The 15,612-nt window shown below is 47.8% G+C and carries 17 protein-coding genes and 1 rRNA gene; 9 read left to right on the top strand and 9 right to left on the bottom strand.

What is annotated here, in order from left to right:
• Positions 1 to 6: 6 nt before the first annotated feature.
• The 6 genes from L3V27_RS21355 to def all read right to left on the bottom strand — a co-directional run bounded on the left by L3V27_RS21355 (position 7) and on the right by def (position 6,376).
• Entirely contained in the window at positions 7 to 591 is a 585-nt protein-coding gene (locus tag L3V27_RS21355; RefSeq protein WP_237312699.1) for a DUF3157 family protein, read from the bottom strand.
• A gap of 25 nt (positions 592 to 616) precedes the next feature.
• Complete coding sequence (locus L3V27_RS21350) at positions 617 to 2,062, bottom strand: TrkH family potassium uptake protein (protein WP_006742925.1); 1,446 nt, start codon at positions 2,060 to 2,062, stop codon at positions 617 to 619.
• Between the two features lie 9 nt (positions 2,063 to 2,071).
• Positions 2,072 to 3,448 carry a Trk system potassium transporter TrkA gene (gene trkA / locus L3V27_RS21345; RefSeq protein ID WP_005394041.1) on the bottom strand — a complete coding sequence of 459 codons (1,377 nt, stop codon included), beginning with the start codon at positions 3,446 to 3,448 and terminating at the stop codon, positions 2,072 to 2,074.
• Between the two features lie 64 nt (positions 3,449 to 3,512).
• A complete protein-coding gene (rsmB, locus tag L3V27_RS21340; RefSeq protein WP_025628789.1) occupies positions 3,513 to 4,796 on the bottom strand; it encodes a 16S rRNA (cytosine(967)-C(5))-methyltransferase RsmB in 1,284 nt (427 codons plus the stop codon).
• Positions 4,797 to 4,876: 80 nt separating this feature from the next.
• Entirely contained in the window at positions 4,877 to 5,824 is a 948-nt protein-coding gene (gene fmt, locus L3V27_RS21335) for a methionyl-tRNA formyltransferase (protein WP_005461453.1), read from the bottom strand.
• Between the two features lie 33 nt (positions 5,825 to 5,857).
• On the bottom strand, positions 5,858 to 6,376 hold the full coding sequence (gene def, locus L3V27_RS21330; RefSeq protein ID WP_005379068.1) for a peptide deformylase: 519 nt from the start codon (positions 6,374 to 6,376) through the stop codon (positions 5,858 to 5,860).
• Positions 6,377 to 6,514: 138 nt separating this feature from the next.
• Between def and L3V27_RS21325 the strand changes: the two genes are divergently transcribed.
• From L3V27_RS21325 to L3V27_RS21310, 4 genes are all read left to right on the top strand, one after another.
• On the top strand, positions 6,515 to 7,609 hold the full coding sequence (locus tag L3V27_RS21325; protein WP_237312697.1) for a LysM peptidoglycan-binding domain-containing protein: 1,095 nt from the start codon (positions 6,515 to 6,517) through the stop codon (positions 7,607 to 7,609).
• Positions 7,593 to 8,705, top strand: coding sequence for a DNA-processing protein DprA (gene dprA, locus L3V27_RS21320; protein ID WP_237312696.1), 1,113 nt, complete (start codon positions 7,593 to 7,595; stop codon positions 8,703 to 8,705). The genes L3V27_RS21325 and dprA overlap by 17 nt, the downstream gene beginning before the upstream one ends.
• Before the next feature lie 2 nt (positions 8,706 to 8,707).
• A complete protein-coding gene (locus L3V27_RS21315) occupies positions 8,708 to 9,187 on the top strand; it encodes a DUF494 family protein (protein ID WP_005379074.1) in 480 nt (159 codons plus the stop codon).
• Between the two features lie 78 nt (positions 9,188 to 9,265).
• Entirely contained in the window at positions 9,266 to 9,835 is a 570-nt protein-coding gene (locus L3V27_RS21310) for a topoisomerase DNA-binding C4 zinc finger domain-containing protein (protein ID WP_005386647.1), read from the top strand.
• A 69-nt stretch (positions 9,836 to 9,904) separates the two neighbouring features.
• On the opposite strand, the gene L3V27_RS21305 is transcribed toward L3V27_RS21310, so the two are convergent.
• A complete protein-coding gene (locus tag L3V27_RS21305) occupies positions 9,905 to 11,032 on the bottom strand; it encodes a 5-(carboxyamino)imidazole ribonucleotide synthase (RefSeq protein ID WP_237312695.1) in 1,128 nt (375 codons plus the stop codon).
• Positions 11,033 to 11,036: 4 nt separating this feature from the next.
• On the bottom strand, positions 11,037 to 11,522 hold the full coding sequence (purE, locus tag L3V27_RS21300) for a 5-(carboxyamino)imidazole ribonucleotide mutase (protein ID WP_134648207.1): 486 nt from the start codon (positions 11,520 to 11,522) through the stop codon (positions 11,037 to 11,039).
• Positions 11,523 to 11,721: 199 nt separating this feature from the next.
• On the opposite strand from purE, the gene L3V27_RS21295 reads away from it, so the two are divergent.
• The 4 genes from L3V27_RS21295 to L3V27_RS21280 all read left to right on the top strand — a co-directional run bounded on the left by L3V27_RS21295 (position 11,722) and on the right by L3V27_RS21280 (position 14,446).
• Positions 11,722 to 12,279 (top strand): L-threonylcarbamoyladenylate synthase, encoded by a 558-nt coding sequence (locus L3V27_RS21295; RefSeq protein ID WP_046874602.1) that lies wholly within the window; start codon positions 11,722 to 11,724, stop codon positions 12,277 to 12,279.
• 47 nt (positions 12,280 to 12,326) lie between these two features.
• Positions 12,327 to 13,244: an oxygen-dependent coproporphyrinogen oxidase gene (gene hemF, locus L3V27_RS21290; protein ID WP_065645011.1), complete on the top strand. Its 918-nt coding sequence runs from the start codon at positions 12,327 to 12,329 to the stop codon at positions 13,242 to 13,244.
• 101 nt (positions 13,245 to 13,345) lie between these two features.
• Complete coding sequence (gene aroE / locus L3V27_RS21285; protein WP_237312694.1) at positions 13,346 to 14,179, top strand: shikimate dehydrogenase; 834 nt, start codon at positions 13,346 to 13,348, stop codon at positions 14,177 to 14,179.
• Positions 14,180 to 14,182: 3 nt separating this feature from the next.
• Positions 14,183 to 14,446, top strand: a complete 264-nt coding sequence (locus L3V27_RS21280; RefSeq protein WP_005461429.1) for a DUF1488 domain-containing protein — start codon at positions 14,183 to 14,185, stop codon at positions 14,444 to 14,446.
• Between the two features lie 7 nt (positions 14,447 to 14,453).
• On the opposite strand, the gene L3V27_RS21275 is transcribed toward L3V27_RS21280, so the two are convergent.
• Positions 14,454 to 15,002, bottom strand: coding sequence for a gamma carbonic anhydrase family protein (locus L3V27_RS21275; protein ID WP_005461433.1), 549 nt, complete (start codon positions 15,000 to 15,002; stop codon positions 14,454 to 14,456).
• 493 nt (positions 15,003 to 15,495) lie between these two features.
• Between L3V27_RS21275 and L3V27_RS21270 the strand changes: the two genes are divergently transcribed.
• A 16S ribosomal RNA gene (locus L3V27_RS21270) occupies positions 15,496 to 15,612 on the top strand; the annotation flags it as partial.

The following is a 15,612-nucleotide window of genomic DNA, read 5'->3' as shown; positions in this document are numbered from 1 at the left end:
ATCACATTAACGAGTTTTCACTTCTAACACTTTGGCTGAAAACTGGTATTGCTGAGACTGCGGCACTGCCAGTTTGATGCTTTTACCCTGTTCTGCTTGCTTTGGTCGCAGGTAAGTATCCGCCATTCGCTTGATGGATTGCCAAACTGTGACTTTTTCTTTCGCCAGTTGCTGGCCAGACATATCAAATACCTGAACTTCCACTTCAACTTGAATCACCGATTGTGAGCTTTGATTGGTAATGGACGTTGGCAGTACGAGCTCACCATCTTGATAGCTCGCGGAGCCAATCAGTACGTCGACACCAGAGTCAGACAGCTGCATGGTTGGCTTTTTGGCGTTTACCACCACGGTAGTGCCAACAGTTTTCGTCACAACTGGAATTGTCGCAATTGCGGGAGATGCGATCGTTTCAACCGCACTTGTTGTCGCTTGCGTCTCTGTTGCTTGCTGCGCAGATTTTTTCATGACGTATTCCCAAGTAAAGTCATCGTTTAACTTCACTTCTCGACCATCGGCTAAAGTGATGACTTCAGCGGCGTATGTGGATGAGGCGGCAAGTAGGGTCGCCAGAGTAATCCATGTTTTCATTGTTATACCTTTTATTTGTGTCTGCTTAACGGCGCCAAAACGCAGGGAAGAACAGTACAAGAATAGTCAGAATTTCCAAGCGGCCCATTAACATGCCAAAGCTCAGGAGCCACTTGGCGGTATCTGGCAGAGGCGCGAAGTTACCCGTTGGTCCAATCACGCTTCCCATACCTGGGCCGACGTTGGCTACCGCAGTGATGGCACCAGAGATGCTAGTGATGGGGTCTAAACCCAGCGCACTCAAGCAACCCGCGATAAAGATGATGGTGATAAAGAACATCAAGCCAAACGCGACCACCGAGCGAACAATGTCATCATTCACTGGGCGTTGGTTGTAGCGCTGTACAAACACACCTGAAGGGTGAATCAATTTCATCATCTGTTTGTTCAGCAGTGTCATTGCGATTTGGAAACGGAAGATTTTGATCCCACCAGACGTTGACCCCGAACATGCGCCCGCCATCATTAAGAAGGCAAAAAGAGTTGTGGGCAATGCGCCCCACGCGGTGAAGTCCTCTAAGCCAAAGCCGGTTGTGGTGACGACAGAGACGATATTAAACATCGACACTCGTAGCGCATCCAAAATGGTGTATCCATCTCGAATCACTAACCAGGCTGAAATCACTAAGCTTGAGAACACGAACAGGTACGCGAATCCTCGAACTTGAGCGTCGTTAACCAACACATCAATACGGCGTTTACGTAACGCGGCGATGAAGAGCAAAAATGGCAAGCCACCTAAGAACATAAAGGTAGTGGCCACCCAGTGTGCGCCATTAGAGAAGTGGTTCATCGACCCGTCGGATGTAGAGTATCCGCCCGTTGATAGCGTGGTAAAGGCGTGATTGATCGCTTCAAACAGGTTCATGCCTGTGACCAAGTAGCCCACAATGCATAAGCCAGTAAGCATCAAATAAACTGCTACGATGTTTTTGGCGACCGTTTTTGCTCTCGGGCTACTTTTATCCGACCAGTCGGATGATTCGGTTTGGAATAGTTTCATACCACCGACATTGAGCATAGGTAGCACCGCCACCGCCATTACGATAAAACCAATCCCCCCAAGCCACTGCAAGATAGAACGCCACAACAAAATACTTGGCGCCATGTTGTCTAAACCGCTGAGCACTGTGGAACCAGTGGTAGTAATGCCTGACATAGTTTCAAAGTAGGCGTCAGTGAAGCTGATGTGGTTGATGAACACAAACGGCAAGGCAGCAAACGCACTCGCGATGGTCCAAACCAAACTGGTGATGAGGAACATATCGCGTACGCTGAGTTTGAACTTAGCGGTTCGACCGATCGTCAAACAAATGAAAGCGGCAAGGTGCGTGATCACAACGGCTTGGGCGAAATCGAGAAATCCACCCGTACCAGTGAAGAAAGCGACCAAAGTCGGCACGTACATAAACAGGGCCAGTTTGGATAAAACCAGCCCGATAACAAACAGTACGGGACGTAAGTTGACCATAGGAAAATCCTAGAGGAAGAATGGACTCGGCTGGAATAGCGCTTCGACGTCTGATACGTATTTTTTGTTGACCAGGAACATCACCACATGGTCATCCTGCTCGATGACCGTACGGTCGTGGGCAATAAGGACTTCTTCGCCACGAACGATAGCACCAATGGTGGTCCCAGGTGGGAGCTTAATATCTCCAATCGCACGTCCAACAACTTTGGATGTACTTTCATCACCGTGAGCGACGGCTTCAATTGCTTCCGCAGCGCCGCGGCGAAGTGAGGATACGTTAACGATATCAGCGCGACGAACGTGCGTTAGCAAGGCTGAAATAGTGGCTTGCTGAGGTGAGATGGCCACATCAATTACGCCGCCTTGTACCAGATCTACATAAGCGCCACGTTGGATCAGCACCATTACTTTTTTCGCACCCATGCGTTTTGCCAACATCGCAGACATGATGTTGGTTTCATCTTCGTTGGTCAGCGCGATGAAGACGTCGACTTGGTCGATGTTCTCTTCCGAGAGAAGCTCTTGGTCTGCCGCGTCGCCGCAGAACACGATGGTGTTTTCTAGCTCTTCTGACAGTTTTTCTGCACGTTGGTAGTTACGTTCAATCAGCTTCACGCTGTAGTTTTGTTCTAAGCGCTTTGCGAGACTGGCACCAATGTTACCCCCGCCAACAATCATGATGCGGCGGTACGGTTTTTCTAGGCGCTGAAGCTCACTCATCACTGAGCGAATATGGTTGCTTGCGGCGACGAAGAACACTTCATCATCGGCTTCAATAATGGTGGTGCCTTGCGGGCGAATCGGGCGACCTTGACGGAAAATCGCTGCCACACGGGTATCGATGTGCGGCATGTGCTCACGCAAAGCAGACAGCGCGTTACCCACCAACGGGCCACCGTAGTAGGCTTTTACTGCGACTAGGCTGACTTTCTGTTCAGCAAAGCTTACCACTTGCAGCGCGCCCGGGTATTGGATCAGACGTTCGATGTAGCTCGTAACGAGTTCTTCTGGGGCGATAAGGTGATCGACAGGAATGGCGCCAGATTTAAACAGGGCTTCTTTTTCTGCCAAGTATTCTGGAGAGCGAATACGTGCAACGCGGTTTGGGGTGTTGAATAGAGTGAACGCGACCTGGCAGGCGGCCATGTTGGTTTCATCAGTGTTGGTCACCGCGACGAGCATATCGGCGTCTTGCGCACCAGCTTCGTGCAGCACGTCGGGGTGGCTCGCATGGCCATTGACCACACGCAGGTCGTATTTGTCCTGTAATTCGCGCAGTCGGTCGGCATTGTTGTCGACGATGGTGATGTCGTTGTTTTCACCCACTAGGTTTTCTGCCAGTGTGCCGCCAACCTGACCTGCACCAAGAATAATGATCTTCATACTCTTTTCTCGTTATCTGAAAAAGGCGATTGAAATAACTCCAATCGCCCTATTTAGCATGCTGTTACGCGTGTGTTTTGGTTAGCACTGCGTAGTAGAAACCATCCATGTCTTCTTCGCCTGGTAGAATTTGACGACCAGGCTGGTCGGGATCAGAATCCAGCAGTTGCGCATCCGCGGTACGTGCTAAAAACGCTTTTACTTGCTCCACGTTTTCTTGCGGTGTGATTGAACAAGTCGCGTAAACCATTGTGCCGCCGGGTTTCAGTTGCGTCCACATGGCATCAAAAATTTCACTTTGTAGCTCTGCTAATGCGGCAATGTCGTCTGCACGACGTAGCCATTTGATGTCTGGGTGACGACGAATCACGCCAGTCGCAGAACATGGGGCATCCAGCAAAATCCGATCAAATTGCTCGCCTTGCCACCATTCTTGAGGATTACGCGCATCACCGCAAACCACTTTTGCCTGAAGGTTGAGACGCTTCAGGTTTTCATGCACACGTTTCAGGCGTGTGTCGTCGCAGTCAATCGCGACCACTTCACTGCCCGACGTGCGCTCTAGAATGTGCGCCGTCTTGCCACCTGGCGCAGCACAGCAATCTAAAATCAGTTCGCCGTCTTGTGGTTTTAGATAGTTGATCGAGAGCTGCGCTGCCGCATCTTGTACCGAAACCCAACCTTTCTCAAAACCAGGCAGCTTCATCACATCACATGGTGCGGCCAATTTTATGGCGTCCATTGCTTCTGTGTGTGGCGTGCTATCAATGTTTTCATTTTTGAGCAGCGCAAGGTATTCATCTCGAGTGTGGTGTTGGTGATTTACACGGAGCCACATTGGTGCTTTTTGGTTGTTTGCTTCAACAATGCTTTCCCATTGCTGTGGGTAGGCCTCTTGCAGCAGTTTTAGTAACCAGCTTGGGTGACCGTACTTACCAGCGTTGTTGCTGACAGCCATTTGGTCGAGTTCTTCTTGGTTGCGCTGGTAGTTACGCAATACAGCGTTAATCAAACCACGCAGACGAGGACCCTTCAGCTCTTTAGTGCCTTCAACTGTTTCACCGACAGCTGCGTGCGCAGGAATACGCATGAAGCTCAGTTGGTAAATACCAACCAGAATTAGGTGATGGAATACACGTTGTTTGCCTTTGAGCGGCTTATCCATCAACTGGTTTGCGATCATTTCTAGGCGAGGTAGGTAACGTAGCGCACCGTAACAAATCTCTTGTAGCAGAGCGTGGTCACGAGGTCGTACCGTTTGTTGAGCCGCTGGAAGAGCGCTTGAAAGTGAATGGCCCTTGTCGACGACAAGATACAGGACGTTAGCAGCCGCAGCGCGAACATTCATGATGAGTACCTTAAAGTAAAGGAGGGCATCTCTGCCCTCTAAAAGTTCGTATTATTGGGGATGATAACCCCTAGTATGGCTTAAACCAGCAGAGTGCCGACTTCAAACCAAGCTGCACGTGAGTTTAGAATATCCTGAACTGACATGGCTTTTTTGCCAGGAACTTGCAGTTGTTCTAGCACCAGTACGCCGTTGCCTGTCGCAACATAAATACCGGTTTTATCTGCTTGCACGATAGTGCCGGCTGGCTTGTCACTGGTTTGCTCTGCCACACGGCTTTGCCATACTTTGATGCTGTTTTCTGCCGCCTCAAAGTGGCTCATTGGCCATGGGTTAAATGCACGAACGCAGCGCTCAATGTGAGCCGCATCGTCGTTCCAGTTAATGCGTGCTTCTTCTTTGCTGAGTTTTTTCGCGTAGTTCGCGAGCTCATCGTCTTGCTTCACTGGCACTGCTTTACCCGCAGCAATGTCTGCTAGGCAGTCAATCAGGGCTTCTGGACCAAGCTCAGCCAATTTTTCGTACATTGAAGCGCTGGTATCTGTCGCTTCGATTGGCAGAGTTGCAATCTTCAGCATATCACCAGTGTCGAGACCGATGTCCATCTGCATGATGGTCACGCCAGTTTCTGCATCGCCCGCCCAAATAGAGCGTTGGATTGGAGCCGCACCACGCCAACGAGGTAGGATAGAACCATGTACGTTGATACAACCCAGTTTAGGGGTATCAAGAACCGCTTGTGGCAGTAGCATACCGTATGCCACGACAACCATGAGGTCGGCGTTCAGATCGGCAAGTTCTTGTTTCGCTTCGTCGGACTTAAAGCTTTCAGGTTGGTAAACCGGGATGTTGTGTTCCAGCGCCAGTTGTTTTACCGGTGGCGCAGCCAATTTCTTGCCACGACCCGCTGGACGATCTGGGTTTGTGTAAACCGCGATGACTTCATGCTCCGAAGACAACAACGCCGCCAAGTGACGGGCGGCGAAATCCGGAGTACCTGCAAAGACAATACGTAAAGACTGACTCAAGGTAGGCTTCCTTCTAATTGGTATGGTTCGAGATTAAGCGTTTTGCTGCTTCTCGTTAAAGCGTTTGATTTTTGCTAGCTTGTCCTGAATGCGTTTGCGTTTCAGTGGCGATAGGTAATCCACGAACAGCTTACCTTGTAAGTGATCAAGCTCGTGTTGAACACAAATCGCTAGCAGGTCGTCGGCTTCGAAGGTGAACTCTTTGCCATCACGATCCAGTGCTTTAACGGTAACTTCTGCAGCGCGAGGCACAAGTGCGCGTGCACCTGGTACCGACAGACAGCCTTCTTCGATGCCATCTTCGCCACGCTTTTCCAGAATCTCAGGGTTGATTAGCACCATCGGCTCATCGCGAGTTTCTGAAATATCAATCACTACGATACGTTTGTGGATATCAACCTGCGTTGCAGCAAGGCCAATACCTTCTTCGTCGTACATGGTTTCAATCATGTCATCGACGATTTTTTGAATCTCAGGCGTCACCGCTTCAACAGGCTTTGCGACTGTGCGCAGGCGATCATCCGGGAATGTTAATACTTGTAATACAGACATATTCACTCGAAATATTGAACTGTGCCGAAACAGCACAAACCTTGTTGGCTCAATTCTAGACATTTTATAGCCTAAATGACAGCATCCTTGCACCAATTTCCATTCTGGTTCCTGCTTAATAGACCAAGGACGAGGGTCATGAATCGAATTTTCCGCAACGTTGCCAGTGTTACGTTGCCGTTACTTTTCTCTTTCAACGCTGTAGCAAATGTGGATGCAAACCCACTGACTGTTAAAGATGATGCGCCACAAACATATGTAGTCGTGAAGGGCGATACGCTATGGGATATTTCGGCCATGTACTTGGATAGCCCGTGGTTGTGGCCTCGTTTATGGCAAGTAAACCCGGAAATCGACAACCCTCATTTAATTTATCCCGGAGATAAGCTGTCTTTGGTGTGGATTAACGGTCAGCCCGTGTTAAGCCTAAAACCAGTTAAGAAGATTAGCCCGAAAGCACGCATCACGGAAAAGAAAGCGGTACCAACGGTCGCGGAAGGTTTGGTGATGCCGTACCTCAAATCGGATCGATTGCTGGATCAAGATGCGTTGAACAGTGCAGCAAAAGTGATGGGTAGCAGCAAAGGCAGTAAGTATCTGACGGCAGAAGATGTGCTGTATATCAATGGTAATCAGACCGCGACAGGCTGGGCTATTTACCGACCTGTAGAAACGTTTTCGCGTGACGATGTGTCTAAAGAGATCACCGCGCTGCGTTTGATAGCCAAAGGTGAGCTCGTTGAAGCTTCGAGCGATTATTCTGGTTTGAAGATCACTTCTCAATTGCAAGAAATCCTGCGTAACGATATCGCGTTGCCAAATCAATCAGTCGAGAACACTGACTTCACAACAACGTTCTACCCACTGCCGTCGCCACGAGATAGCTCTGCAAAGTTGCTGGGCAATATCGAAGGTATTCGCTTTAGTTCAACTAACCAAGTCGTGGTGATTGATAAAGGCACGTCAGACAGTCTGAAACAAGGCAGTGTGTTTGATTTAAAAGAAGACGCGCACCCAGTTTACAAAGACGGTGATGAGTTCAAGAAAGAGTTTGGCGTGCTTGATAAGAAAATCACTCTGCCACAGAGTAAAGTTGGCGAATTGCTTGTGATTCGTCCTTATGAGTACTTTAGCTTGGCGTTGATCACAACCAGCACTAAACCCATTAATAAAGAGGTCTCTGTGGTTTCGCCTCTGACGCAAGAGCCGACCACCAATGAAACCACGCAATAACGACAGTGACCTTGCTGCCTGGTTAAAACTGAGTTGTTTACCAGGCATTGGCGGGGTCAAAATGAATAAGCTACTGGCAAGAGACACGCCGCGTAACATCGTAAACTTCTCTCCCGAACAGCTACAACAACTTGGGTTAACAACTAAGCAAATTCAAGCTTGGGCTTCAACAGATAAAGAAGTTGATGCCTGTTTAAGTTGGCTTGAGGCTTCTACAAATCATCATATCCTGACACTGACTGACCCGCTTTATCCACCTCAACTCAAACAAATCGTTGCGCCGCCACCTCTGCTTTTTGTTCAAGGAAATTCTACTTGTCTTTCGCAGCCACAAATAGCAATGGTTGGCAGCCGAAATGCGAGTATTGATGGCTTACAGCATGCACGCCACTTTGCAGCAGAATTTGTTCAGCACGATTTTATTGTCACTAGTGGTCTAGCTTTAGGCATTGACGGTCATGCGCATGATGGTGCGTTGCAAGCCAAAGGTAAGACGATTGCGGTGCTGGGATCTGGCTTAGAAAATATTTATCCGGCACGTCATCGTGGTTTAGCGCAACGTGTTATTGAACATGGGGCTTTGGTGTCTGAGTTTCGCCCCAATGCCAAGCCGCGCCCGGAAAACTTCCCGCGTCGAAACCGCATTATTAGCGGATTATCGCTAGGTGTGTTAGTTGTGGAAGCGGCGGAAAGGAGTGGCTCGTTAATTACTGCTCGTTACGCGCTTGATCAAGGTCGAGAAGTATTTGCGCTGCCAGCCTCGATAAATGCCCCTAATGCCAGCGGTGGCAACCAGTTGATACGTCATGGTGCTTGCCTCGTAGAAAAGACGAAAGATGTCTTAGATGAAATACAGTCTTTGCTTGATTGGTCTATTAATCAGAGTACTGATTTATTTTCTACGTTAAATGATGAAGAAGAATTGCCATTTCCTCAGCTGTTAGCTAACGTAGGAAGTGAAGCTACACCGGTTGATATTCTTGCAAACAGGACCAATATACCTGTCCAGGAAGTCATGATGCTGCTCTTAGAGTTAGAACTCTCTGGGCATGTCGTTGCGGTTTCAGGTGGCTATATTCGAAAGGGGAGGGGCTAGCTATGATGATGGATATACTGATGTATCTATTCGAAACCTACATCCATAGCGATGCAGAGTTACAGGTCGAACAAGACGAGTTGGAAGAAGAGTTGCTCCGTGCAGGCTTCCAACAAAAAGATATCTACAAAGCCCTTGTCTGGTTAGAAGAGCTTGCCGCATTGCAGCAAAGTGACACCTCTTCTGCAATCTCGACTTGCATGGCTTCGTCATCAACTCGTATCTACACAGCGAAAGAGATGCAGCGTTTAGACTTGGAATGCCGAGGGTTTTTATTGTTTCTCGAGCAAATCAATGTGTTAACCACAGAAACTCGCGAAATGGTGATTGACCGAGTGATGGGTCTAGAAACGAGCGAGTTTGAGCTTGAAGACCTCAAATGGATCATTTTGATGGTGCTGTTTAATGTGCCTGGTAATGAAAACGCTTATACGCTAATGGAAGAGCTGTTGTACACCAAGGAACAAGGGATTCTTCACTAACCCAATCTAGGCAAGTTCGAGTTTAGCTATCAAGAACGCGAGCTTGTCTTTTGGTGTGTTTTTCACGAAACGGTAAGTATGAGTAGTAAAATCGACAACACCCTTTTCTCTGCCCATGAACACGCATTGGAACACGAGCCGTGTCCTAAATGTGGCAGTGAATTGACCCTCAAACATGGCAAACACGGTCCCTTTCTTGGCTGTAGCCACTATCCAAGCTGTGATTACATCAAAGCCCTGCACAACAATGATGGACACATCGTCAAAGAGCTTGGCGTTCCTTGTCCAGATTGTGGTAACGAGTTGGTATTACGCCAAGGGCGTTATGGGATGTTTGTTGGTTGCAGTAACTATCCGGCGTGCCATCATATTGAGTCGATTAATCAACCAGAGCCAGAAAAGCAGTCGCAAGAGCACCACGCGTGTCCTGAATGCGGTAAAGGTCATTTAGTTGAACGTAAGACGCGTTTTGGTAAAACTTTCTACGCATGTGATAACTACCCTAAATGTAAATTTGCAGTGAATCTCCCTCCGGTAAAGGGGAGGTGCGAAGAATGTGGTTTTACTCTGTTGGTGGAGAAGAAACTCGCCAGTGGTGTGAAATTGCAATGTGCCAACCGTAAGTGCCAGCACACTCAGCAAGGGTAAATACATCAAAGGAATTAAAAAGGGTCGCATCGTGCGACCCTTTGTGGTTTTTGGGGCTAGATTTTAGCGTTATGCTTGTTTCGCAAACTCGTGCACGGCTGGGAATGCCATTGGATCTAAGGCATCCGCGAGAGCGCACAACCTACGGTGCAATTCTCCTGGGTAGTCACCACATACGTTGATGTGACCCATTTTTCGCCCTTCACGCTTCTCTTTGCCGTACCAATGGATGTGACAACCATCCATGGCGAGAAGCGCTTCTGGCAACGTATCTTCACCAAGAATATTCACCATCGAGGTTTCGCGAATCAGTTTGGTGCTGCCTAACGGCAAGCCGCATACGGCGCGCAGGTGGTTCTCGAACTGACAGGTTTCTGCACCTTGCTGTGTCCAGTGACCGGAGTTGTGCACTCGTGGGGCAATCTCATTCACTAACAGTGTGCCATCGACATCAAAGAATTCGAGCGCCAATACACCAACGTAATCTAGGCTATCTGCGACGGCCGTGAGCATCTGCTTGGCTTGGGCTTGCAGTTCTGGCGCATCAATTGCGGTGGATAAGCTCAGTACGCCATTGATGTGAACGTTTTCTGCTAGAGGGTAAACTTCAACGCAGCCATCTTTGCTTCGAGCACCAACTAGTGATACTTCGCGGTTAAAAGGAACAAACTCTTCAGCAACAATCGCTTGAGTTGGTGTTGCTGCAATGCACTCCGTCATTTCTGCCCAGATCGTCTCGATCTGAGCCGTTTCTTTCAAGCGCCATTGGCCTTTACCATCGTAACCACCCAATGCACTTTTCAGCACCATAGGCATGCCAACATGTTCAATTGCGCGTTCAAAATCTTCACGTGTCTCAATCACGTAGTACTTGGCATTACGCACGCCAGCATTATCGAGTAGCGCTTTTTCAACACGGCGGTCACCGCCTGCTTTGATGGCTGCGGTACTAGGGAGGAGCTTGCCGCTCGCTTCGCAAACCTTGAGCACGTCATGTGGAATATGCTCGAACTCGGCAGTAATCACATCAACTTGCGTAATCGCATTTTCCAAGCCATGGCCAAGTACCTGTTGAGTCAAAGGATGAACGACATCACCGCTGCTGACATCGTAAGCTGAAATTTGAATATTCAATGGCGCACCAGCCAGAGACATCATGCGAGCCAACTGACCCGCACCAAGAACCAGTACATGCATCTGATTAATCCTCTGCAGGGTTTGGATTTGCGAGTACTGTTTCCGTTTGCTCATTACGGAATGCTTCTACCTTCGCCATGATGTTTTCGTCATGAGTGCCTAGTATTTGCGCCGCTAGGATACCGGCGTTTGCTGCGCCCGCTTCGCCAATCGCTAACGTACCGACGGCAATGCCTTTTGGCATTTGTACAATAGATAGCAGAGAGTCCATGCCTTTTAGTGCGCGAGACTGAACGGGAACACCAAGCACTGGCAAACTAGTAAACGCAGCAGCCATACCTGGTAGGTGGGCTGCACCACCTGCGCCTGCGATGATAACTTTGATGCCGCGTTCTTTTGCGCTGCTGGCGTAGTCCGCCAGTAATTGAGGAGTTCGGTGTGCTGACACGACTTTTGTTTCGTAAGGTACGCCAAATTGGTCTAGCATGTCTGCTGCTAGTTTCATGGTTGGCCAATCGGATTTAGAACCCATGATGATACCGACTTTCATCTCAAACTCCTTCAAGCTGCAAAATTAGGTGAGCTGATAAATTTGTGCGCATTATACGGGGATTTTTATCTCAAGCAAACGTTTGCGTCTTGTTGTTGTCGCTATTGATACATTTTATAAAAAAATTGCTTTAGTGTCTGAGAATGAATATTTGTACACTTAGTGAAAATAATACAGTCAGACAATCAGGAAGTAATCGGTGGATAACTTTGAACAAGTGCTCAACGCACTACAACAAGGCGAAGTGATTGCCTACCCAACAGAAGGGGTTTTTGGTGTCGGATGCGATCCAGATAACCCAGAAGCAATTCAAAAACTGCTGGAGCTCAAGCAGCGCCCGGTGGAAAAAGGGCTGATTCTGATCGCTGCAAGTTATGAGCAGCTCTTGCCGTATATTGATGAATCTCAACTGACTCGAGAACAATTAGCGACCGTTCATGCAACTTGGCCAGGTCCATACACTTGGATCATGCCTGCGAGCGATAAAGTCTCCAACTGGGTTTCAGGGCAGTTTGATTCGATTGCAGTTCGTGTGACTGATCATCCTTTGGTTCAAAAGATGTGTAATGCATTCGGAAAGCCGTTAACCTCTACCAGCGCGAATCTTTCCGGCTTGCCACCGTGTATGACCACGGAAGAAGTCGAAGAGCAATTGGGTGACAAGCTGGTGGCCATTCTTCGTGGTGAAACCAGCGGTCGTGATAAACCCAGCGAGATTCGTGACGCCAAGACTTCACAAATATTAAGACAGGGCTAACCCTGCTTGCCAGTCATCAACCGGTATCACGTAATAGGTAATAACGTATGTCAGCAATCGATAAGCACGCCGTAAAGCAGTTCCTGATGTCACTTCAGGACTCCATTTGTCAGCAGTTAGAACAAGAAGATGGAGAGGCCGTCTTTGTCGAGGATGCATGGCATCGTGAACCGGGCGAACGTCTTGGTGGCGGTGGGCGCTCACGTGTTATGCGTGATGGCCTTGTTTTCGAGCAAGGTGGGGTGAACTTCTCGCATGTAGAAGGGAAAGAAATGCCAGCATCTGCGACGGCACATCGTCCGGAGCTAGCGGGTCGCCGTTTTGAAGCGATGGGGGTCTCTTTGGTTATCCATCCCAAAAACCCTTACGTCCCAACTTCTCATGCTAATGTGCGTTTCTTTATCGCTGAGAAAGAGGGCGAAGAACCAATTTGGTGGTTTGGTGGTGGTTTCGACCTGACTCCTTTCTATCCTTTCGAAGAAGATTGTCAGTCATGGCACGATACAGCTAAGGCAATCTGTGCCCCATTTGGTGAAGAAGTATATGCAGAACACAAAGCGTGGTGTGATAAGTACTTCTTCTTGCCACATCGAAACGAAACTCGTGGTGTCGGTGGTTTGTTCTTTGATGATTTGAACCACTGGGAGTTTGATAAGTGTTTCGATTACATCAAAGCGGTGGGTGAAGGCTATTGCCAAGCTTACTTGCCGATCGTGTCTCGTCGTAAAGACATCGAATATGGCGAGCGCGAGCGTGAATTCCAACTTTACCGTCGTGGTCGTTATGTTGAGTTCAACTTAGTGTACGACCGTGGCACTTTATTCGGTTTACAAAGTGGTGGGCGTACCGAGTCGATTCTGATGTCGATGCCGCCGTTAGCGCGATGGGAGTACCGCTACGAACCAGAAGCAGGAACGCCTGAAGCCGAACTTTACGATCGATACCTGAAACCACGCGAATGGTAAGCACGGAATCTCCTTTTCTATATAGATAGATAGTGATAGGGTCATCTGTAATCAGATGGCCCTGTTCTCTCTATATCTAAGTAAGGAATAAAGGTAAGGAAATGACCCTGCAAATCGATCGTTACGCCGTGTTTGGTAACCCTATCGGGCACAGCAAGTCGCCATTTATCCATACACTCTTTGCTCGTCAAACGAATCAGTCCCTAACATACACCGCAGAATGTGCGCCTGTGGGTGGATTTATCGAGGCGGCGAAAGCATTTTTTGCTGACGGCGGCAAAGGCTGTAACGTGACCTTGCCTTTTAAAGAAGATGCCTATCAATTTGCCAGCCGTTTGACCGAGCGTGCTCAGCTTGCTGGAGCAGTGAATACACTTAAGAAGCTTGATGATGGTGAAATCATTGGTGATAACACTGATGGTGCAGGCTTAGTGCAAGACTTGTTGCAGCATCAAGTCGTTTTAGAAGGTGCACGTATCCTGATCATAGGAGCTGGTGGTGCCGCTCGAGGAGTGATTAAACCATTGCTCGATCAAAAACCAACATCTCTAACGATAACTAATCGTACATTTTCCAAAGCCGAAGAATTGGCAGAATTGTTTTCTGCATATGGCCCTGTTACAGCAAAAGAGATGAATACCATTGCTGAAGAGTACGACGTCGTAATCAACTCCACGTCTGCATCATTGAGTGGTGAGTTACCTGCGATCTCTTCCTCGGTGTTCGCCGCCAATAGTACAAGCTACGACATGATGTATGGCAAAGGTGATACCACATTTAACCAATGGGCTAAGCAACATGGTGTCGCACATGCTTATGATGGTTTAGGTATGTTAGTTGGCCAAGCTGCTGAGAGTTTTATGTTATGGCGCGGTCTTCGTCCTGGAGCTAAACAGATTTTGCGTGAATTAAGAAAGAACCTTGAAGGTCAATAAGCGATGAATCAATCCATCTTATTCCCAGACATGCAATCATGGGATGAAGTATCACAATCAGTAAACTTTGCGGCGCAACAATCTGGTGCGCTAATAGAATGCTTTGTGACGAAACAAAAGTTAGAAAAGTTATCTGGCTCAGAGTTAGATACGGAGCAGGCCGTGATCTCTGCTTTTATTGACTACCGATTTGATCTGGAAGAAATAGCAGAAGAGTTAATAGAAGATGAAGCCTTCAATGAAGAAGGCCATATCATCATTGGTTAACAGACCTTTAGTTCAAGTCTTCTACTTCATGTAAGTAGTCGTTTTTGTTTTGAACATAGTTATTGGCAGACTTTTGCAAAAAAGCTCGTTCTGTCTCTGATAGAGGGCGAGCTTGTTTCACTGGACTACCGACATAAAGATAACCGCTTTCTAATCTCTTTCCTGGCGGTACTAAACTGCCCGCTCCAATCATCACCTCTGATTCAATAACGACAGCATCTAAAACAATCGCCCCCATACCAACCAATACACGATCGTGTATCTCACAACCGTGCAGCATCACTTTGTGGCCAATCGTAACGTCATTGCCAATAATAAGTGGATAGCCGTTTGGGTTTTCAGAGTTCTTATGGGTGACATGCAAAACACTGCCATCTTGAATATTAGTTCGATCACCAATGTGAATGTGGTTCACATCGCCTCGTGCCGCTACTAATGGCCAAATGCTAGAATCGTCCCCAATACGGATATCTCCGACTAACACTGAGGTTGAGTCAACGTAAACACGCTCACCAAGTTGGGGCTTTATACCTTTGTAGCTTCTAATTGAGCTCATCTTTTCTCCTTATTAGGGGCGATTACTGGGGATATGGAGGTAGAATAGTAGTGAAAACTCGCCTTTTAGAATAAAAAACACCCAAACGATAAAAAAATCAAAAAAAACGTGAAAAAGGGCTTGCCAATGTGATCGCAATCTCTATAATGCCACCTCGCTGACACGGCAACGCTTCAAAAGAAACGAAGTCGAGGTTAGCAAGCCAAATTAGCCAAGCGGAAACGCTTGAAGAAAGTTTGAAAAAGTGATTGACACTAAACTTTAACTCGCTAAAATGGCCGTCCTGTTTTGAGCAAAGCTCAACAGGAAAAGCTCTTTAACAATATAGACCTATCAATCTGTGTGGGCACTCGTTGATGATAATCCAATTAGAAACTTCGGTTTCAAATTAGGTTTCAATGAAACGAAGTGACCATTGAATCTTCGGATTCAGCACAGTCAATTCAAACATTACTTATGTAATGTTCAGTATTCATTGAGCCGACAAAATCTTAAATTGAAGAGTTTGATCATGGCTCAGATTGAACGCTGGCGGCAGGCCTAACACATGCAAGTCGAGCGGAAACGAGTTATCTGAACCTTCGGGGAACGATAACGGCGTCGAGCGGCG

This window comes from Vibrio sp. J2-3(2022) (assembly GCF_021725735.1).
Taxonomy (GTDB): domain Bacteria; phylum Pseudomonadota; class Gammaproteobacteria; order Enterobacterales; family Vibrionaceae; genus Vibrio; species Vibrio diabolicus.
This window is presented reverse-complemented; position numbering and strand designations above follow the sequence as displayed.